Here is an 18,782-nt window from a genome sequence, read left to right as displayed (position 1 = left end):
GCCGGATGATCTGATCGGCTCTTGCGAACCGTCAGATCACGTAGGATCGGAGAGGCTCGAAGCCGTTGAAGGCGACCGCCGAATAGGTGGTCGTGTAGGCACCGGTGCCTTCGATCAGCACCTCGTCGCCGATGGTCAGCGACAAGGGCAGCGGATAAGGCGTCTTCTCGTACATCACGTCGGCCGAATCGCAGGTCGGGCCGGCGAGCACGCAAGGCGCGGTCTCCGTGCCGTCATGCCGGGTGACCAGGGGATAGCGGATCGCCTCGTCCATCGTCTCGGCCAGGCCGCCGAACTTGCCGATGTCGAGGAACACCCAGCGCACATTGTCGTTGTCGGCCTTCTTCGAGATCAACACGACTTCCGACTTGATGACGCCGGCGTTCCCCACCATGCCACGGCCCGGCTCGATGATGGTTTCCGGAATGGCATTGCCGAAATGCTTGCGCAGCGCCGAAAAGATCGACTGGCCATAGGCCTGGGCGGCCGGCACGTCGCGCAGATAGCGCGTCGGGAAACCGCCACCCATGTTGACCATCTTGAGCACGATGCCTTCCTCGGCGAGCGTGGCGAACACCGCCTTGGCGTCGGCGAGCGCACGATCCCAGGCGGTCAGGTCGGTCTGCTGCGAGCCGACATGGAACGACACGCCATAGGCGTCGAGGCCGAGCCCCTTGGCATGGCGCAGCACATTAACGGCCATCGCCGGTACGCAGCCGAACTTGCGCGACAGCGGCCACTCGGCGCCTTCGCCATCGGTCAGCACGCGGCAGAACACGCGCGCGCCGGGAGCGACGCGGGCGATCTTCTCGACCTCTTCGACGCAATCGACCGCGAACAGCTTGATACCGAGCTGGTAGGCGCGCGCGATATCACGCTCCTTCTTGATGGTGTTGCCGAAGGAAATGCGGTCCGCCGGCGCACCGGCGTCCATGGCCATCTCGACTTCGGCAACGGAAGCGGTGTCGAAGGACGAGCCCATCGCAGCAAGCAGGCGCAGGATTTCCGGCGCCGGGTTTGCTTTCACCGCATAGTAGATCTTCGAATCGGGGAGCGCCTTCTCGAAGGCGCGGAAATTGTCGCGCACGACATCGAGGTCGACCACGAGGCAGGGGCCGGTCGGACGTCGGGTGGCGAGGAAGTCAAGGATGCGCTGGGTAGCCATCGGGTCTCTCCATCAGCGCCTTTCGGCGCGCACAAAGGCTGCGGGACGCGGGCTCTCGGCCTCGCGAACACGCGGTGGACAAAGGCGGGACGGAAATCCATGGAACCAGCCGGTGGAGACCCCGGAACCATGAAACGCCGTCTCGCGGCGGTGAACCTTGGCCTTGCCCGGCCTCGGTTCGCTTTGTCTGCCTTGGCTTGGATTGGGAGACCCCGTTCCGCACTGCCGGCAATGAAGGTGTGCCTCTTCAGTAACCCCGGTCTTTGGACGACCGGCAGAACACCAGAAAGGCCCGCACCGTCGTTGCTTCAAGGTGTCCTCGGTCTGGCGGTTGGCCGCTAAACCGACTGGAGGGGTTGGCTCCAGCTACCTTACCGATTTCCCTCACCATTCGAGGATCGGCGGACACCCACAGGCACGTGCGACTTTGGGCAAGCGCGATATAAGAGCGAAGCGTTTCACAATCAATAAAAATCGCGTCCAAGGTTGTAAAATTTCCGGCATCGAACAATGTTGCGACAACCGTATCCGGATATCGAACGATGACAGGCACGCTCGGCCCTCTCAACGCCTTTCTCGATCTTCCCCAGATGCCAGTGGCACATGCCGAGCTCGGACCGCTTGCCGGCCTGCGGCTGGCCGTCAAGGACATCTACGACGTTGCCGGCTACCGCACGGGCTGTGGCAATTTACGGAAGTTCGCCGAAAGCGATGCCGCCTCGCGCACCGCCCCCGCCGTGCAGATGATTCTCGATGCCGGCGCACGCTTCGTCGGCAAGACCCAGACCGACGAGCTTGCCTTCGCGCTGTTCGGCCAGAATGCACACTTTTCGTTTCCGGTGAACCCGGCAGCGCCCGACCGCGTCACCGGCGGCTCATCGTCGGGATCGGCGGTGGCGGTGGCGGGCAGGCTGGCCGACATAGCGACCGGCTCCGACACCGGCGGCTCGATCCGCGCGCCGGCGAGCTTTTGCGGGCTGATCGGCCTGCGCACCACGCATGGACGCATCTCGCTCGGCGGCGCCATGCCACTGGCGCCGAGTTTCGACACGTTCGGCTGGTTCGCCGACGACATCGAGACCTACGAGACGGTCGGCAAGCTGCTGCTTGGCCGCGACCCGCACCACCATCCGTTGGACCGCCCGTTGTCGCTGGACTGGCTGGACGATCTGGTGGCCCGCCCGGCGATTGCCGAATATGCTGACATGAAGGCACTGGCGAGCGCGGTTTTCGGCGCGCCGGCGTCGCCGGAAACGCCCTTCACCTCGTCTCCGGATGAACTCTACTGGTGCTTTCGCCGGCTGCAGGCAAAGGAGGCCTGGGCGGTGCACGGGGAATGGATCACCAGTGGCGAGCGCGACCTCGGCCCCGGCGTCGAGGAACGTTTCGGCTTTGGCCGTGCCGTCGACGACCGAACAGCGCAGGCCGAGACGGTGCGCCGGCTGACCTTTCGCGGCGAACTGGCCGCCCTGCTCGGCAAGCACGGCTTCCTTGTCCTGCCGACGGTTCCCGGCCCGGCGCCGTATGTGGACAGCACGCCGGAGCAATTCCAGGCCTATCGCGAGCGGGCGCTGCAGCTTCTGTGCCTGGCCGGACTGTCCGGCTTTCCGCAAATCACCTTGCCCATCGGCTCGGTCGTCGGCGCGCCGTTCGGCCTGTCGCTGCTTGGCCCTTCCGGCAGCGACATTGCCCTGATACGGCTCGGCCGGAAACTTCTCGACGCGGCACGAAAGGCCTGATCATGGACACACTGACCCGCATGCGTGCCTTCATCGACGTGGTCGAAGCCGAGGGCTTTTCGGCGGCGGCGCGCAAGATCGGCCGCTCCAAGGCGCTGCTGTCGAAATATGTGCGCGAACTGGAGGACGAACTCGGCGCGCTGCTGCTCAACCGCACCACCCGCCAGTTCTCGATGACCGAGGCCGGCCACACCTACTACCGGCGCGCCTCGGAGATCGTGCGCGAGGTCGACAGCCTGGCCGACGCCGTGCGCGAATCCTCCGGCGACGTGCGCGGCCGGATCAAGCTGTCGGCGCCGCGCACCTTCGCCGACGCGCCGATCGGCCAGTCGCTGATCGACTTCGCCAAGCAGCACCCCGACATCGTGCTCGACATCCAGCTCGACGACCGTTTCGTCGATCTCGTCGAGGAAGGCTTCGACCTTGCGGTGCGCATCTCGCGGCTGGAGAACTCGTCGCTGATCGCCAGGCGCCTGGCGCCGTTTTCGATAAAGCTCTGCGCCTCCCCCGAACTGATCGCCAAGCATGGCACGCCGACACGGCCGCAGGACCTTGGCCGCATGCCGTGCATCATCGACACCAATGGCCGAGGCCTGAACAACTGGCCGTTCAAGGGTGACAATGGCGATCCGATAAGCGTTTCGGTGTCAGGCCCGATCGAAGTCAACAGCCCGATGACGGCGCGCGCCGCGGCGGTGGCGGGGCTGGGATTTTCCGTCCTGCCGGACTTCATCGCCGCGCCCGACATCGAGAGCGGCCGGCTGGTGACGGTGCTGGATGACCGCATCCTGTCCGGCGGCGGCATTTTCGCCGTCTACCCGCATCGCCGCTATCTGCCGGCGAAGGTCCGCGTCTTCGTCGACTTCCTGGTGCAGTGGTTCAGGACGCGCGAAGCTGCCTGACCAGTGTCAGCCGCCAAAGCGCGTTGCGCCCCAATGAGCCAAAGCCGCCACACTACCTGGGTGACACGCACCAGCGGTCCCAATTTCGCCCCCTTTCTGGTAACTCTCGACATCTCTCCGAGGCCGATGGAATCGCGACCGAGAATGCATCTTGAACGGCACGCAATCATGCTGGCTTCGGCCTTGGCGGCGACCTTTGCCGCCGTCGGACCGGCTGAGGTGCATCCGCACGTCTTCGCCGAGGCCCGCCTCGACGTGATCCTCTCCCCGGATCACCAAAGTGTGAAGGCGCTGCGCCATCTCTGGCGCTTCGACGATCTGTTCTCCAGCACGGTGATGATGGAGTTCGACAAGAACTCCGACCTCAAGCTTGACGACAACGAGCTGAAGGAGGTCGCCGACACCGTCCACGCCTCGCTGGCCGAGTTCAACTACTTCCAGCTCGTCACCGTCGACGGCAAGGACGTGGCGATGACACCGCCACCGCATTTGATGGCCAATTTCGACAACGACCAGCTGATCATCCTGTTCGAGTCCGAACCGAAGGTGCCGATCAAGCTGGCCGGCAAGATCGACATCGGCGTCTACGATCCAACCTTCTACACCGCGATCGACTTCACCGAGGACTCCAACATAACGGTTGAAGGCCTGCCGTCGAATTGCACCAGCAAGGTCGTTCGGCCGGACCCGGATGAAGCCATCAAGGAAAACCAGAAGACCCTGACGGACGCCTTCTTCAACGATCCGACAGGCACCGACATGAGCAAGATCTTCGCCACCAAGCTCGAACTGAACTGTCAGCCAGAAGGATGAACCCGGTGACGAAACCGTCCCTGCGTTTGGCATTCGGCCTGTTGGCCATCACCTTCGCCATGATGCATTTCGCCAACGTCGCCCATGCCCAGAGTTCGCTCGGCATCGGCGTCAATGACGGCATGGCGCCCACCACCGGCCCGTTCGCCCACATCCTGATGTGGATCAATCTCAGGCAGCAGGAATTCTATCGCGCACTGGCGACGGCGATGAAGGCGATGCGCCAGGACGGCAGCAAACTCTGGCTGCTCATCGGCCTGTCCTTCGCCTACGGCATCTTCCATGCCGCCGGTCCCGGCCACGGCAAGGCGGTGATCTCGTCCTACATGGTGGCCAATGAAGTGGCGCTGCGGCGCGGCATCCTTTTGTCCTTCGTCTCGGCGCTGCTGCAGGGCCTGACCGCGGTCGCGGTGATGGCGGTCGCGTATTTCGTCCTGCGCGGCACCGCCGTCTCGATGACCGACGCGGCCTGGTTCATGGAGATCATGAGCTTTGTCTTCGTCACCCTCTTCGGCGCCTGGCTGCTGTGGCGCAAGCTCGGCCCCTCCGTCCTGCGCCTGTTCGGCAGAGGGCCCGCCTACAGCCTGTCGGCGGCCCGCGCCGGTCATTCCCATGGCGGCCACTCGCATGCCGGTCATTCGCATGCCGGTCATTCGCATGCCGCCCACGGTCATTCGGCGCATGCTCATGCGCACGCCCTGCACGTGCATGACGATCACGATCATGCGCACGATCATCACGACCACGATGCGCACGATCATGGTGCGCATGATCATGCTCATCACGATCACCCGGCGGGCGAGGTCTGCGACACGTGCGGCCATTCGCATGCGCCCGATCCGGCGCTGCTGTCGGGCGATCGCTTCGACTGGCGCACGGCCTGGTCGGCGGTGGCGGCGGTCGGCATCCGCCCCTGCTCCGGCGCGCTGATCGTGCTCAGCTTCGCCCTGCTCAATGGGCTGTGGCTCGGCGGCCTGCTGTCGGTGCTGGCGATGTCGCTCGGAACCGCGATCACCGTCTCGGCCCTGGCCACGCTGGCGGTGACCGCCAAGAACTGGGCGGTGTATTTCGCCGGCGACGGCCGCATGGGCAACCGCATCCACTCGATCGTCGAGATCGGTGGCGCTGCCTTCGTGTTCCTGTTCGGGCTGCTGTTGCTGTCGGCCAGCCTGACGGGCAGCGTTTGACCCATAGGGAGCGCCCGAAGGTGTGTTGAGATTCAGGTCAGGCCGTGCCGAGAACGGTTGATACAGAGAACCGGAGCGGAGCGTACTTAAAGTACGTGAGCACCGGAAGCGCAGGTATCAGCCGTTCGCAGGCCGGCATCACCTGAATATCAATACACCTTGCCGCCCAGTTCATCCTCGATATAGGCGCGGATGATCTCGTCGAAACTCTTCTCGGCGCTGAAGCCCAGTTCCCTTGACCGCCGCGCCTCGAATCGTGTCGGCCAGCCCTTGACGATCGCCCAGATCGTTTCGTCCGGCTCCTCGCGGATCAGGCTTACCGCCTTGGCGCCGGCAACGCGCTCCAGCGCTTCGATCTGTTCGCCGACGGTGACGGCGACGCCGGGCATCGTCAGGTTTCGGCGCGGCCCGACGGCGCCGCCGTCGATCTGAGCCGCATGGATCAGGAAATTCACCGCCGAACGCGGGCTGGCGTGGGTGTGCACGACGGAGCGCGGCACCGGCAGGATCGCCTCCTGGCCGTTCAGCGGCTCGCGGATGATGCCGGAGAAGAACCCAGAAGCCGCCTTGTTCGGCTTGCCGGGCCGCACGCAGATGGTCGGCAGCCGGATGCCGATGCCGTCGAAGAAACCGCGTCGGGAATAGTCTGCCAGCAGCGCCTCGCTCATCTGCTTCTGCGTGCCGTAGGAGGTCAGCGGCGTCGGATGGAAGTCATCGGGTATGACATCCGGGAACGGCGCGCCGAACACCGCGATCGACGAGGTGAAGACGACGCGCGGCGCAAAGCCGGCCAGGCGGATGGCATCGAACAGCGCCCGTGTGCCGTCGAGATTGACGCGGTAGCCGAGATCGAAATTGGCTTCCGCCTCGCCGGACACGATGCCGGCAAGATGGAAGACGACATCGGGGCGCGACGCGACCAGGCCTTCCGCGGCACCCGCCACGGCGAGATCGCCCGTGTGAACCGCGACGCTGACGCCGTCCATGATCGGCGCCTGCGGTGGCACGATGTCGTGCAGGTCGAGCGCGGTGATCTTGCGGTCGCGCAGCATGCCGTCCTTGGCCAGCCGGGCGATGAGCTTGCGGCCGACCATTCCCGCGGCGCCAGTGATCAGAATGCGCATGTCAAAGACCTCTACTTACCCTGGTTTTTGCGCTGGTTGCGGGCCCGCAGCCAGAACACCGAGAAAAACGCCAGAACGAAGACAATGCCAAAGGCACCGGCCAGCACGGTCGAGAGGCTGCCCAGCGCCAACATCACGGTCGGCAGATAGAAGGCCGCGATGCCGAACAGAAGCATGATCCACACCGCCGCGATGGCGGCATTGCGCGTGTCGCGGTCCATCAGGCTGCACCCGGGCAGCGGTCATTCATCGAGCTGGCTTTCAAGGCTTTGGAACTCCTGAGGCAGGACCGATCGATATCAATCGATCGCCCCTAGTGATAATGGCCATGATGCGGCGCTGCATGGTGCCCGTGATCATGATCGTGGTCGTCGCCATCGTCGGCACACTGGCCGAATTCCGGTTCCACCGTGGCATGGCTGATGCCGTGCTCGCTGGCAAGCCGCTTCTTGACGGCGCTGACCGCCTGATAGGCATCGACGCCCTCGTCAAGGCAGGCATGCAGCGTCGCCATGTTGCTTGACCCATCGAGCGACCAGACATGCATGTGGTGCACTTCGCGCACGCCCGGGACCGTCGTTTCCAGGTCCCTGGCGATCAGATCCCGGTCGAGGGTCGGCGGCACGCCCTCGAGCAGCACATGCGCGGCTTCGCGCATCAACGACCACGCCGTGTACAGGATCAGCAGCGAGACCAGGACCGACAGGATCGGGTCGATCGGCGTCCAGCCCGTGGCCAGGATGACCAGCGCGGCAACGATCGCGGCGGCCGAACCGAGCAGGTCGCCGAGGACATGCAGGATGGCGCCGCGCATGTTCAGGCTTTCGCGGTCGCCGCCATGCAGCACGAAGAAGCAACCGATATTCACCACGAGGCCGAGGATCGCCACCGCCAGCATCGGCCCGCCAAGCACCGGCAACGGCGCCTGCAGGCGCCCCCATGCCTCGTAGACGATCCACAGCGCGATAACGAAGATGGCGATGCCGTTGGTGTAGGCCACCAGTGTCTTGACCCGCCCGAAGCCATAGGTGAGACGGCCGGTCGCCGGGCGCCCCGCGAGATGAAACGCATACCAGGCAAGGCCGAGCGCGATCGAATCTGCAAGCATGTGGCCGGCATCGGCCAGCAGCGCCAGCGACCCGGTGAAGAGGCCGCCGAGCGCTTCGGCGACCATGAAGCCACCGGTCAGGCAGGCGGCGATCAGGACGCGTTTCTTGTCGGTCGAGCCATGCACATGGCCGGCCCCATGATCGTGCCCGGTGTGATCGTGCCCGCTATGATCGTGGGTATGCGCCAATGACGAACTCCCGCTACGCACCGAATTCAGCTTACGCGCCGAACTCCGCGCGAAAATCCTCGAGCCGTCGCTTCTGGTGGCCGTCACCATCGAAGTTGGCCGGATCGAGCCACGCTTCATAGGCTTTGCTTAAGCGCGGCCACTCCTTGTCGATGATCGAATACCACGCGGTATCGCGGTTTTCACCCTTGACGATGAGATGCTGCCGGAAAATGCCTTCGAACTTGAAGCCGAACCGTTCCGCTGCCCGCTTCGATGGCTCGTTGCGGTTGTTGCATTTCCATTCGTAGCGGCGATAGCCGAGTTCGTCGAAGATGTATTTCATGAACAGGTACTGCGCTTCCGTCGCCGCTGGCTTGCGCGAGATCAGCGGCCCCCAATAGATGTTGCCGATCTCGATGACGCCGTAGGCCGGATCGATGCGCATCAGCGTCTGGCGTCCGGCAACCTTGCCGCTGGCCTTGTCGATGACCGCGAAGAACAGCGGATCCTCGCTGGCTTCCACTCTGTCCAGCCATGGCTGGAAGGCGGCGCGGGTTTCCGGCGGATAATCGGGCAGCCAGGCGAAGCGGCCGTCGACGTCGGATACGGAGGACGCCTCATAGAGACCGTCGCCATGTTTTGCGGCGCTCAGCGGCTCGAGCCGGACGTACCGGCCGTCGATGGTCTTGCGCGCGGGACGCGGGCGCGGCTGCCAATCTTTGAGATTTTCCGACACCGAAAGCTCCAATCTGTTTGACATTTGCCCGCCGAGGCTCACAAAAACGCACGCCAACAGTAAGAACCACACGGACGGGAAAAATGCTCCACACGATTTCGGCCTTCGACCGTCTCGGCGAGGAAAACGCCTTTGCCGTACTGGCGCGGGCGACGGCACTCGCGAGCCAAGGCCGCGATATCGTCAATCTCGGCATCGGCCAGCCGGACTTCAAGACGCCGCAGCATATTGTCGAGGCCGCCATCAAGGCGCTGCGCGACGGCCACCACGGCTACACGCCGGCAAACGGCCTGCAGGCGACGCGCGAGGCGGTGGTGCGCCGCACGCTGACCACCACCGGCGTCGAGGTCTCGCCCGAAGCGGTGATGATCCTGCCCGGCGGCAAGCCGACCATGTTCGCCGCCATCCTGATGTTCGGCGAGCCGGGCGCCGAGATCCTCTATCCCGACCCCGGCTTTCCCATCTACCGCTCGATGATCGAGTTCACCGGTGCCGCCCCGATCCCGGTGCCGATGCGTGAGGAGAACGGCTTTGCCTTCTCCGCCGAGGAGACGCTGGCGTTGATCACGTCCAAGACCAGGCTCCTGATCCTCAATTCGCCGGCCAACCCGACCGGCGGCGTCACGCCACGCGCCGAGATCGAGAAACTGGTCAAGGGGCTGGAGAGGCACCCCGACGTCGCCATCCTCTCCGACGAGATCTACGACGTCATGACCTATGACGGCGAGACGCATTGCTCACTGCTTGGCTTTCCCGAGATCCGCGACCGGCTGATCGTGCTCAACGGCTGGTCGAAGACCTGGGCGATGACCGGCTGGCGCATGGGCTGGTCGATCTGGCCGAATGGCGACAAGGGCGCCCATCTCTACGACAAGGTGCGCAAGCTGGCGGTCAATTGCTGGTCCTGCGTCAACGCGCCGAGCCAGTTGGCCGGCATTGCGGCCATCGACGGCCCGCAGGACGATGTCGACAAGATGATGCGCGCCTTCGACCGCCGCCGGAAGGTCGTGGTCGAGGGGCTGAATGCCTTGCCCAACATCTCCTGCATCACCCCAAAGGGCGCGTTCTATGCCTTCCCCAACGTGTCGAAGACCGGCTGGAAGGCGAAGAAGCTCGCCTCCGCCCTGCTCGACGATGCCGGCGTGGCGCTGATCGGCGGCCCCGATTTCGGCGTTCTCGGCGAAGGCTATGTCAGGCTCTCCTACGCCAACTCCGAGGAGAACATCCTGCGCGCGCTGGACCGGATCGGGGCGTTCCTCGCAAAGTAAGGCCCAGCCTCCGCCTTGCGAACCCATAAGGTTTCGGCCGGCTGCCATGGCGGTGTCATGAGCCGTCGGGAGACGAGCACTCGAGACTGGGCGTGCATAGCCAGAACGGTTACGGTCCTCGGATAAGGATCGAAGCGGGGTGCCCCAGATGTTCTATGCAATCCTTGCCTATCACGTGGAAGATGCGATCAAGGCGCTGACGCCGCAGGAAGATGCGGCCCTGATGGCCGACCTGCTGAAGATCAACACCCGGCTTCATGAGGAAGGCACGCTTGGACCGTCCGCGCGCTTGGGGCCCACCCAGGATGCCTGCACCCTGCGTGGTCCGGGCGACGGCATGATCATCGACGGCCCTTTCGCCGAGACCAAGGAACAGTTGCTCGGCCTCTATGTCGTCGACTGCGCCACGAGAGACGACGCCATCGCGATCGCCCGCGACCTTCGCCGCGTCAATCCGACCGCCGTTTACGAGATCAGGCCCATTCTGCTCTTCAAACCCGGAGTACCGCTGGCGGGCAAATGAGCCGGCCGCGAAAGCCCAGCACGGCTCACCCACGCCCGACGAACGGCATCTTGGTCGCCATCACCGTCATGAACAGCACATTGGCGTCGAGCGGCAGGCTGGCCATGTGAACGACGGCGTCGGCGACGCGCTGAACGTCCATCACCGCTTCGGCGGCGATGGAGCCGTTGGCTTGCGGCACGCCGACAGTCATCGGCTGCGCCATGTCGGTCAGCGCGTTGCCGATGTCGATCTGGCCGCAGGCGATGTCGTAGGGCCGGCCGTCGAGCGCCAGTGTCTTGGTCAGCCCGGTGATGGCATGCTTGGTCGCCGTATAGGGCACCGAGCCCGGGCGCGGCGCGTAGGCCGACACCGAGCCATTGTTGATGATGCGGCCACCCATCGGCCGCTGCTTGCGCATGGCGCCGAAAGCGGCGCGGGCGCACAGGAACGAACCGGTGAGATTGACGCCGACGATATCGTTCCACACCTCGACCGGGATCTCGTCGATCAGCGTCGATTTGTAGCCCATGCCGGCATTGTTGAAGAGCAGGTCGACACGGCCGAAGGCCTCCGCCACCGTCTCGAACAGATCATCGACCTCGCCGGCCTTGCTGATGTCGCAGGCAACCGCCAACGCCTTGGCGTTCGTGGGACCGGCCTCGACGATCGCCGCATCCAGCACGGATTTGCGGCGCCCACAGAACACCGTGTTCCAGCCGGCCTCGAGCAGCGCCGTGGCGACGCTCTTGCCGATGCCGGTGCCGGCGCCGGTGACGATGGCGGTTCGTTGCTCGGTCATGGCTGTCCTCCTGATGCCCTAAAGTGCGCTGCGTTTTTGGGACAACGACACGCATAAAACAAGGTGCCGCGCTTACTCGCCTGATTTTCAGGGTTTGGCGCGGAGGCTTTGCGGATAACGGCGTGATGGCAAGCGAGACCACCAGCAGGTCCCGACAAAAAGGGCGGCCATTGGCGACCGCCCTGATCTGAACCGGGCTTGGGAGGAGGAAAGCCGGTCCGACTGCATAGAATCATGCGCTTCCTGAGTTAACGAAAGGTTAACGCCGGGAAGACGACCTGTGCCGATTTGGACTACCAGCGCGGATTGGGTGAGGTCCCAGCCTGTGTTGCCGGCACCTTGGCCGCCGAAACCGTCGCCTCGACATGATCGACCAGCGCGTCCGGCAGGCCAAGCCGGCCGGCAAGCAGGTCCAGATAACCGCGCTCGGCGCGTGTGTCGGGATCGACGGTGAGGCGCGACGCGGTGTAGAGTTCGAGCTTCTGCGCATCGGTTTTGGCACCGGCCACCAGCGTGTCGAGATCGAGCGGGCTCTCCAGCTCCGCCATCAGGAATTTTTCGGCATCGGTACCGATCCCCGAGAGGCTCAGCTTGCCGGCGATCTTCTGGCGTTCGTCATCGTCGATATGTCCGTCGGCCTTGGCGGCCGAGATCATCGCGCGGATCAGGGTCAGCGTGAATTCGTCCTCGCCTTGCGGCGCCTGCGACGGGTGGAAGGCGGTGTCCTCGGGAGGCGGCAGCAATTCCGGTTCGCCGGCTGCCGGCGCTTCGGCGGGTGCGTTGCCGGCCTTGTAATTCTGGTACGCCTTGTAGGCGAGGCCACCGATCGCGGCCAGTCCACCAAGCTTCACCGCGGCGCCCGTCACCTCGCGACCGGCCCCCGTTCCGAGTAGCACGGCAGCGAGTGCGCCGGCGGCCAGCGGATTGTCCTTGGCCATCTGCACGGCTTGCCCCGCCTTGTCGCGGACGGTGCCGCTGGTGCCGGGAATTTGCGAGCCGAGCAGATCGTCGAGAAGCTTCTTGGGATCGAACATCAATGCCTCCAGGATTTGCCCGGCCGAACGGGCAGGTTTCGAACGTCGAAGACGTAGGGCCCGAATCTTTGCATTACAATGACAAACCGTCGCTTTGCCGCAGCCGTCGAAACCAGCACGGACTTATGATCCGATATGCGGACCCCTGCCCCGTGCCTGCGCCAGTTCGACCTGACGCTGGCGCTCGGCATAGCGCCGGCGGTCCTCGTCCGAACGGGCATCGAAGCAATGCGGGCACGAGACGCCGGCGGCAAATTCAGGCGACAACCGGTCGCTCGGCGTCAGTGGATGGCGGCAGGCGCGACACAGTTCGGCCTCGCCCTCGGCGAGGCCGTGCGACACCGAAACCCGCTCGTCGAAGACGAAGCACTCGCCTTGCCACAAGCTCTGTTCGGGCGGAACATCCTCGAGGTATTTGAGGATGCCGCCCTTGAGGTGGAACACGTCCTCGAAGCCGAGCGACTTGACGTAAGCGGTCGCTTTCTCGCAGCGTATGCCTCCGGTGCAGAACATCGCGACCTTGCGGCCCTCGAGCTCTGCCCGGTGCGCTTCAACCCAGGCCGGAAACTCGCGAAAGCTTGCCGTCGCCGGATCGATCGCCCCCGTGAAGGTTCCGATCGACACTTCGTAGGTGTTGCGGGTGTCGATGACGATCGTGTCGGGCTCGGAAATCAGCGCGTTCCAGTCGGCTGGCGCGACATAAGTGCCGGCGCTTGTCGTCGGGTCGATATCCCCGACACCCATGGTGACGATCTCGCGCTTCAGCCGCACCTTCATGCGGTGGAACGGCACTTCCGCAGCTACGCTGTACTTGACCTCGAGACCGGCCAGTCCTTCGAGGGCTTCGAGATGCGCGATCAGGGCGGCGATGTCGGCCTCGCTGCCGGCGACGGTGCCATTGATGCCCTCACGCGCCAGTAGCAAGGTGCCCTTGATGCCGCGCCCGCAGCAGAAGGCAGCGAGCGGCGCGCGCAATTCCTCGAAGGCGTCGAGCCGGGCAAACCGGTAGAGCGCGGCGACGCGAAAAGGTTGAGGCGTGGACGAAGTCATTGCCAAAGCCACTAAACGCTCATGCAAGCCGATTCAAGGCAGAGCCGGAGATCCTTCCTACATGGAGAGAAGAGCCGACTGATCCCGACTGCGTGACATCGCGACACGGCTGGTTTCGTGGACAGGAAAACGACCTTCTGCTAATCGGTTGAATTGTCCAGATCAAGGAGAGACGAAGTGCCCAGCAAGACCGAAAAGCTCCTGTCGCTCCTCAACGGCCAACCGGTCATTCCAGTGCTGAAGATCACCAATGTCGCTGACGCAGTACCGCTGGCGCGCGCTCTGGCACGCGGCGGCCTGCCGGCAATCGAGATCACGCTCAGAACCGCCGATGCGCTGGAAGCGATCCGTCGGGTGACAGCCGAGGTCAAGGAAGCCATTGTCGGCGCCGGCACCATTCTCGATGCCCGCCAGTTCGACGAGGCGGCCGCCGCGGGCTCGCGATTCATCGTCAGCCCCGGCATCACCCGCGAGCTTCTTGCCGCGGCCGCTGACAGCGAGGTTCCGCTGTTGCCCGGCGCCATCACGCCCGGCGAGATCATGGCCGCGCGCGAGGCGGGCTTGCGCTTTCTCAAGTTCTTCCCGGCCGAGCAGTCGGGCGGCATCGCCTCGCTGAAAGCCTTCGCTTCGCCGCTCGCCGATGTGAAATTCTGCCCGACAGGCGGCATCACCGGCAAGAACGCGGCCGATTATCTCAGCCTGCCCAACGTCGTCTGTGTCGGCGGCTCCTGGGTGGCGCCCGACGACTTGGTCAAGGCGGGCAAGTGGGACGAGATCGAAGCCCTGGCGCGCGGCGCGAGCAAGCTCGCGAAGTAAGACCTTCCGTACGGCATGAAAGCCCGGCCGGCTTGCGTCGACCGGGCTTTGCTGGATCGCCTTCAGGCCGCCTAATTGCAGACCCTGACCTTCTCGACCACCTTGTGATGATGCCGCCAATGCGTGATCACCTTGGTCCGGCAGTGCTTCTTCATCCCATGCATGTGGTCGTTGGTCTTGACGATCATGGTGGCGGCCTGCGTTGGAGCGATGGCCGCCGAAGCGGTTGCCAACGCGATGACCGATGCCAATAGAATGCTCTTCATGGATAACCCCGGGTTTGAATGAACTTGGGAGAAACCACTGAATTGGCAAGCAGTTCCACGATCACCGTAATGTCAGGCTGGCGTGATCGGACCTACGGGGGGCGGTGCACCCGCGCCCGGCCGCGCAACAAAAAGCCGCGCAGGTTTCCCGGCGCGGCTTTGTCGATTGCTTGGTCCGTTACTTGGTCTGGAAGCGAGCGACCGACAGGAACTTGACGGCATTGCCGGTGAAGCGGTTGGCATCGGCCATCTGGTTGCCCGGCTGGAAGCCGGCCGTGTAAACCTCGCTCGGCGGCGTATGCACGATATTGTAGGCATAGCCCGGCGCCGTCGTCGCGCTCGAAACGGTGGCGACATTGTCGCCGCTGGTCAGCGCCCAGCGAGCGGCCTGCGGCGCGGCGGCAACCACCATGGCCTTGGGGCCGGGTTTCAGGTCGCGGGCGGTAGGCCTCGATTCCTTGCGCGTCGTCTTCACGCCGGCGCCGATCGCGGCAACCGGGTCGGAGCCGGCCGGGCGGGCAGCGACAGCCACGCGCGGCGATGCGGCATCGGCGCCCGATGGGTCGTTGAAGGCCGAACGCGACTCGGGCAAGGAAGCGACCTGGTAATCGTCAGCCGCCTCGCCGACCTGGGCGTTGGCCTCGTCGAGCACGGCCTTTACCGCATCCGGCTTGGCCGTCTCGGGCCGTGCCGACGGCAGCACCGAGAACGCGGCGGTCGCGGTCTTGTCTTGCTCAGCCGTATTGGCCAGCGCCATCAGCACATCCTTGCTGGGAGGCGGGGCCAAGGCTGCAGGCAGCGTGCGCTCGGGACGCCATGTCGGCAACGGTATGTTGTTGACGGCAACCTGTGCCGGATCGGCGGTAGCCGATGCATCGGCCGTGCCGAAAGGAACACTGGCCGGCGCCTGCGCGGTCGCCACGGCCTGTTCGGTGGTGGCCGTCGCATCCGCCGTACCAAACGGCACGGTCTCAGGCGGCTGAGCGCCAATGTCGGCCTTCGGCCGCGGCGCGAAATCGGGCAGCGGAACCTCGCGGGCAGGCAGCGCCGCGATGATCGTCTCCGGCGTATCCTTTTCCGGCTCCTGAGTCTGCTCTTCGGCGACCTGCGGAATTTCGGCGCGCTGCGCGTTCTCAGGTGCCACGATGGCGATGCCCGGCAGGTTGCTGGTCTTGGCTGCCGCGGCCGGCTTCAGGTTTCTGGCCTTGGGCGGAGGCGCAGCCGAAGCGGTCACGACATCGGCGCTGTCGTCAGCCTCGTCTTCGCCGCCGCCGCCAAAGAAAGCCGACAGGAACCCACCCGACTTCTTGCCGCTGCCACCGGCGCTGGCCATCTCGATGGCCGGAGCGCCAGAACCCCTGCGCGCCTTGTAGGAGGCAAGCGCCTGCTCGTAGCCGGGCAGAGGCCGGCCGTCGCTCGGTACATGCAGCGTCTTGCCGTTGGGGAACAGGCTGACCAGTTCCTGGCGGCTGATGCCGGGCCAGTGGCGCACGTTGCCGACATCCATATGGACGAACGGCGAACCGGATGTCGGGTAGTAGCCGACGCCGCCGCCCTGCATCCTGAGACCGATGTTGCGCAGCTTCTTCAGCGGCACGCCGGGAATGTAGAAGTCCATCGCCTTGCCGAGCATGTGCTGGCTCTTTTCGGCGACACCCTTGCTGCGGCTGCGCAGCATCGAGTTCGTCGACGGCGAGCGATAGCCGCAGACGACCTGGATGTAGTCCGAGGAGCCGCTTTCCCGATAGGCTTCCCAAACCAGGTCAAGCAGGCGCGGATCCATCTTGGTCGGCTCGTTGCGACGCCAGTCGCGCAGAATGATGTTGATCTTCCTCAGGCCCTCCGGATCGTAGCGGCCATTGCGCTTGTAGACGATCTCGGCCTTCTCATGCGTGTGGAGGTGGTAAAGTTTCAGCGAACGTGTGTCGGCGCTGGCGCCCGTCGCGGCCGCGGCAACAAAACCAAATGCGACAATCAACGCTGCCAGCCACTTCGGCCAGACGCTCACGTGATGGTGCCGCCCGTCTGTGTGTCGTTCGATTCTGTTCAAATCAAAAGGCCTTGCAGGCTGCCGTTTGTCCCCGGATTTGCCCAAACGGATGTGTCGTTATCACATCCGAATATCGATCCTAATGGTTAATCATCGCTTATTGAAGCCGAAATGCGGTAACACCATGGCGATATCCCGTCAAAAATTGTTCACAGAGTTTCTTGGTAAACCGCTGGTTTAGATCATGTTTCCGCTTTCGCACGAAACACGATCTGTTACCGTTAGCCTTAATGCGTGAACAGGTCTGTCCATAGGCCTGCCGCATTTCCGCCAAAGCCCGATACCGGGCCTGTTCTGGCACTGCAAGCTGATCCCGACCTTGCGTGAGGGGCACGGTCCGGGTTTCCGGACAAGGTCACGCACAAACAAGCAGACAGGAATCCAGATTCGATCTGAAAGGAATCTGGCTAGGAAGCGAGCCGTTCGACGCGGCCGGTTTCCGGGTCGATGCCGTATTCCTTGAGCTTGCGGTAAAGCGTCGAGCGGCCGATGCCGAGGCGGCGGGCGACTTCGCTCATCTGGCCGTTGTAGTGGTCGATGGCGAGCTTGATCATCTCGAGTTCGACGTCGGCCAGCGCACGCACATTGCCGCGTTCGTCGAGCGCCCGCAACGTGCCGAAGCGAGACTGAAGCCTGGCCGGCGGATCAAGCTCTGTCGCCGAGGCGGCCTCGCCGGGCAAAGCGTGCTCGTCGCGCTGCTGGATGTCCAGGGGCAAGGACGGTACCGGCCTGACGCCACCGGCATCGAGGTTGACGGTGCCTTCCACCTGCGCTCGGATCTGCGGGAAGTCCTCGGTGGTCAGCACATCGCCTTCGCAGAGCACCGAGGCCCGGAAGACGGCATTTTCGAGTTGCCGGATGTTTCCGGGCCAGTCATAGGCCTGCAGCACGGCGAGCGCCGCGGCCGAGATGCCTTGCAGGCGATGGCGCGGGTCGGCCGGCGCCACCTTCTGCATGAAATGCGCGACCAGATAGGGAATGTCGTCGCGACGGTCGCGCAGCGGCGGCACGAAGATCGGGTAGACGTTCAGCCGATAGAACAGGTCCTCGCGGAACTTGCCGTCCTTGACCTGTTGCAGCAGGTTGCGGTGCGTCGCCGAAATCAGCCTGATGTCGACCCTTACGGTCGAGCGGCCGCCGACCGGATCGACCTCGCCGTCCTGTACGGCGCGCAGGAGCTTGACCTGCACGTCGAGCGGCAGGTCGCCGATCTCGTCGAGGAACAGCGTGCCCGAATGCGCCTCGACGAACTTGCCCGTGTGCTTGTCGGTGGCGCCGGTGAACGAGCCCTTCTCGTGGCCGAACAGGATCGATTCGACCAGATTGTCGGGAATGGCGCCGCAATTGACGGTGACGAAGGGTTTCGAGCGGCGGTCGCCGCTGCCCTGGATGGCGCGCGCCACCAGTTCCTTGCCGACGCCCGACTCGCCCTCGATCAGGATCGGTATATTGGATGCCGCCGCCTTCTGGCCAAGGCGGATCACCCTGTCCATGGCCGGGCCGTGCGTGATCATGTCCTTGAAGGTCAGAAGGCCGCCACGACGGCGCGACGTGCGCTTGACCTCGCCCTCGACGGCCTCGACCTTGAGCGCGTTGCCGATCGACGCCTGCAGCCTGTCGGGAGACGCTGGCTTGACGACGAAATCGAAGGCGCCGTGGCGCATCGCCGAAACCACGGTCTCGATGCCGCCCTGGGCGGTCTGCACGATCGACGGGACGTTTATGTCGCGATCGCGCATCGCCTTCAGCACGCCGATGCCGTCGAGACCGGGCATGACCAGATCGAGGATGACCACCGACACGTCGCGGGCGCTGGGCCCGTCGAGGACATCGAGCGCGGCCGCGCCGCCGTCGACCACGATTGCCGTATGGCCGAACCGCGTCACGGCGGCCTCGAGCAGCCGGCGCTGCACGGGATCGTCATCGACTATGAGTATGGAACCTGTCATGACTGGTACGACTACGCCCGCCCGAGGAATTCTGCCCTGTGGACCATCTTGGCACAGGGTTCTAAATAAGGTTTCAAAAAACCCGGTGAACGAATTCCTT

18 protein-coding genes are annotated in these 18,782 nt (G+C 64.4%); 7 read left to right on the top strand and 11 right to left on the bottom strand.

What is annotated here, in order from left to right; genetic code table 11:
• Positions 1-31: 31 nt before the first annotated feature.
• Positions 32-1,165 (bottom strand): ornithine/lysine decarboxylase, encoded by a 1,134-nt coding sequence (gene odc2, locus NR193_RS14600; protein ID WP_256751504.1) that lies wholly within the window; start codon positions 1,163-1,165, stop codon positions 32-34.
• A gap of 542 nt (positions 1,166-1,707) precedes the next feature.
• Here odc2 and NR193_RS14595 point away from each other — a divergent pair.
• The 4 genes from NR193_RS14595 (at position 1,708) to NR193_RS14580 (ending at position 5,806) form a co-directional block, all read left to right on the top strand.
• Positions 1,708-2,904, top strand: a complete 1,197-nt coding sequence (locus tag NR193_RS14595) for an amidase (RefSeq protein ID WP_256751503.1) — start codon at positions 1,708-1,710, stop codon at positions 2,902-2,904.
• Positions 2,905-2,906: 2 nt separating this feature from the next.
• Positions 2,907-3,806: a LysR family transcriptional regulator gene (locus tag NR193_RS14590; protein WP_091577813.1), complete on the top strand. Its 900-nt coding sequence runs from the start codon at positions 2,907-2,909 to the stop codon at positions 3,804-3,806.
• 144 nt (positions 3,807-3,950) lie between these two features.
• A complete protein-coding gene (locus NR193_RS14585; RefSeq protein ID WP_256751502.1) occupies positions 3,951-4,619 on the top strand; it encodes a DUF1007 family protein in 669 nt (222 codons plus the stop codon).
• Complete coding sequence (locus NR193_RS14580; RefSeq protein ID WP_256751501.1) at positions 4,616-5,806, top strand: nickel/cobalt transporter; 1,191 nt, start codon at positions 4,616-4,618, stop codon at positions 5,804-5,806. The genes NR193_RS14585 and NR193_RS14580 overlap by 4 nt, the downstream gene beginning before the upstream one ends.
• A gap of 149 nt (positions 5,807-5,955) precedes the next feature.
• On the opposite strand, the gene denD is transcribed toward NR193_RS14580, so the two are convergent.
• The 4 genes from denD to NR193_RS14560 form a co-directional block, all read right to left on the bottom strand.
• A complete protein-coding gene (gene denD, locus NR193_RS14575) occupies positions 5,956-6,930 on the bottom strand; it encodes a D-erythronate dehydrogenase (protein ID WP_256751500.1) in 975 nt (324 codons plus the stop codon).
• 11 nt (positions 6,931-6,941) lie between these two features.
• Complete coding sequence (locus NR193_RS14570; RefSeq protein ID WP_091577817.1) at positions 6,942-7,154, bottom strand: hypothetical protein; 213 nt, start codon at positions 7,152-7,154, stop codon at positions 6,942-6,944.
• An 89-nt stretch (positions 7,155-7,243) separates the two neighbouring features.
• Entirely contained in the window at positions 7,244-8,227 is a 984-nt protein-coding gene (locus NR193_RS14565) for a cation diffusion facilitator family transporter (RefSeq protein WP_256751499.1), read from the bottom strand.
• Between the two features lie 31 nt (positions 8,228-8,258).
• Positions 8,259-8,945 carry a GNAT family N-acetyltransferase gene (locus NR193_RS14560; RefSeq protein ID WP_256751609.1) on the bottom strand — a complete coding sequence of 229 codons (687 nt, stop codon included), beginning with the start codon at positions 8,943-8,945 and terminating at the stop codon, positions 8,259-8,261.
• 83 nt (positions 8,946-9,028) lie between these two features.
• On the opposite strand from NR193_RS14560, the gene NR193_RS14555 reads away from it, so the two are divergent.
• The gene (locus tag NR193_RS14555; RefSeq protein ID WP_256751498.1) at positions 9,029-10,213 is read left to right on the top strand and encodes a pyridoxal phosphate-dependent aminotransferase; all 1,185 of its coding nucleotides are present in this window, start codon (positions 9,029-9,031) and stop codon (positions 10,211-10,213) included.
• Positions 10,214-10,361: 148 nt separating this feature from the next.
• Entirely contained in the window at positions 10,362-10,736 is a 375-nt protein-coding gene (locus NR193_RS14550; protein ID WP_256751497.1) for a YciI family protein, read from the top strand.
• A gap of 25 nt (positions 10,737-10,761) precedes the next feature.
• Here NR193_RS14550 and NR193_RS14545 read toward each other — a convergent pair whose 3' ends face one another.
• The 3 genes from NR193_RS14545 to NR193_RS14535 form a co-directional block, all read right to left on the bottom strand.
• The gene (locus NR193_RS14545) at positions 10,762-11,517 is read right to left on the bottom strand and encodes an SDR family oxidoreductase (RefSeq protein WP_256751496.1); all 756 of its coding nucleotides are present in this window, start codon (positions 11,515-11,517) and stop codon (positions 10,762-10,764) included.
• A gap of 293 nt (positions 11,518-11,810) precedes the next feature.
• Entirely contained in the window at positions 11,811-12,551 is a 741-nt protein-coding gene (locus tag NR193_RS14540; RefSeq protein WP_256751495.1) for a tellurite resistance TerB family protein, read from the bottom strand.
• Between the two features lie 123 nt (positions 12,552-12,674).
• Positions 12,675-13,601, bottom strand: a complete 927-nt coding sequence (locus NR193_RS14535; protein ID WP_256751494.1) for a rhodanese-related sulfurtransferase — start codon at positions 13,599-13,601, stop codon at positions 12,675-12,677.
• Positions 13,602-13,778: 177 nt separating this feature from the next.
• Between NR193_RS14535 and NR193_RS14530 the strand changes: the two genes are divergently transcribed.
• Positions 13,779-14,417 carry a 2-dehydro-3-deoxy-phosphogluconate aldolase gene (locus NR193_RS14530; RefSeq protein WP_256751493.1) on the top strand — a complete coding sequence of 213 codons (639 nt, stop codon included), beginning with the start codon at positions 13,779-13,781 and terminating at the stop codon, positions 14,415-14,417.
• A gap of 71 nt (positions 14,418-14,488) precedes the next feature.
• Here the strand turns inward: NR193_RS14530 and NR193_RS14525 are convergent, their stop codons facing one another.
• The 3 genes from NR193_RS14525 to NR193_RS14515 form a co-directional block, all read right to left on the bottom strand.
• The gene (locus NR193_RS14525; RefSeq protein ID WP_256751492.1) at positions 14,489-14,683 is read right to left on the bottom strand and encodes a hypothetical protein; all 195 of its coding nucleotides are present in this window, start codon (positions 14,681-14,683) and stop codon (positions 14,489-14,491) included.
• Positions 14,684-14,861: 178 nt separating this feature from the next.
• Positions 14,862-16,691 carry a DUF882 domain-containing protein gene (locus tag NR193_RS14520; protein WP_256751491.1) on the bottom strand — a complete coding sequence of 610 codons (1,830 nt, stop codon included), beginning with the start codon at positions 16,689-16,691 and terminating at the stop codon, positions 14,862-14,864.
• 449 nt (positions 16,692-17,140) lie between these two features.
• Positions 17,141-18,682: a sigma-54 dependent transcriptional regulator gene (locus tag NR193_RS14515; protein ID WP_256751490.1), complete on the bottom strand. Its 1,542-nt coding sequence runs from the start codon at positions 18,680-18,682 to the stop codon at positions 17,141-17,143.
• Positions 18,683-18,782 lie beyond the last annotated feature (100 nt).

This window comes from Mesorhizobium sp. Mes31 (genome assembly GCF_024519675.1).
Taxonomy (GTDB): domain Bacteria; phylum Pseudomonadota; class Alphaproteobacteria; order Rhizobiales; family Rhizobiaceae; genus Mesorhizobium.
The sequence above is the reverse complement of the archived record's forward strand: the minus strand, read 5'-3'. Positions and strand labels throughout refer to the sequence as shown.

What these genes read in the sequence shown, in the direction of transcription:
- NR193_RS14555 (WP_256751498.1), top strand. Translation starts at nt 9,029, where the DNA reads ATGCTCCACACGATTTCGGCCTTCGACCGTCTCGGCGAGGAAAACGCC.
- denD (WP_256751500.1), bottom strand. Translation starts at nt 6,930, where the DNA reads ATGCGCATTCTGATCACTGGCGCCGCGGGAATGGTCGGCCGCAAGCTC.
- NR193_RS14590 (WP_091577813.1), top strand. Translation starts at nt 2,907, where the DNA reads ATGGACACACTGACCCGCATGCGTGCCTTCATCGACGTGGTCGAAGCC.
- NR193_RS14550 (WP_256751497.1), top strand. Translation starts at nt 10,362, where the DNA reads ATGTTCTATGCAATCCTTGCCTATCACGTGGAAGATGCGATCAAGGCG.
- NR193_RS14580 (WP_256751501.1), top strand. Translation starts at nt 4,616, where the DNA reads ATGAACCCGGTGACGAAACCGTCCCTGCGTTTGGCATTCGGCCTGTTG.
- NR193_RS14515 (WP_256751490.1), bottom strand. Translation starts at nt 18,682, where the DNA reads ATGACAGGTTCCATACTCATAGTCGATGACGATCCCGTGCAGCGCCGG.
- NR193_RS14540 (WP_256751495.1), bottom strand. Translation starts at nt 12,551, where the DNA reads ATGTTCGATCCCAAGAAGCTTCTCGACGATCTGCTCGGCTCGCAAATT.
- NR193_RS14545 (WP_256751496.1), bottom strand. Translation starts at nt 11,517, where the DNA reads ATGACCGAGCAACGAACCGCCATCGTCACCGGCGCCGGCACCGGCATC.
- NR193_RS14585 (WP_256751502.1), top strand. Translation starts at nt 3,951, where the DNA reads ATGCATCTTGAACGGCACGCAATCATGCTGGCTTCGGCCTTGGCGGCG.
- NR193_RS14525 (WP_256751492.1), bottom strand. Translation starts at nt 14,683, where the DNA reads ATGAAGAGCATTCTATTGGCATCGGTCATCGCGTTGGCAACCGCTTCG.
- NR193_RS14535 (WP_256751494.1), bottom strand. Translation starts at nt 13,601, where the DNA reads ATGACTTCGTCCACGCCTCAACCTTTTCGCGTCGCCGCGCTCTACCGG.
- odc2 (WP_256751504.1), bottom strand. Translation starts at nt 1,165, where the DNA reads ATGGCTACCCAGCGCATCCTTGACTTCCTCGCCACCCGACGTCCGACC.
- NR193_RS14595 (WP_256751503.1), top strand. Translation starts at nt 1,708, where the DNA reads ATGACAGGCACGCTCGGCCCTCTCAACGCCTTTCTCGATCTTCCCCAG.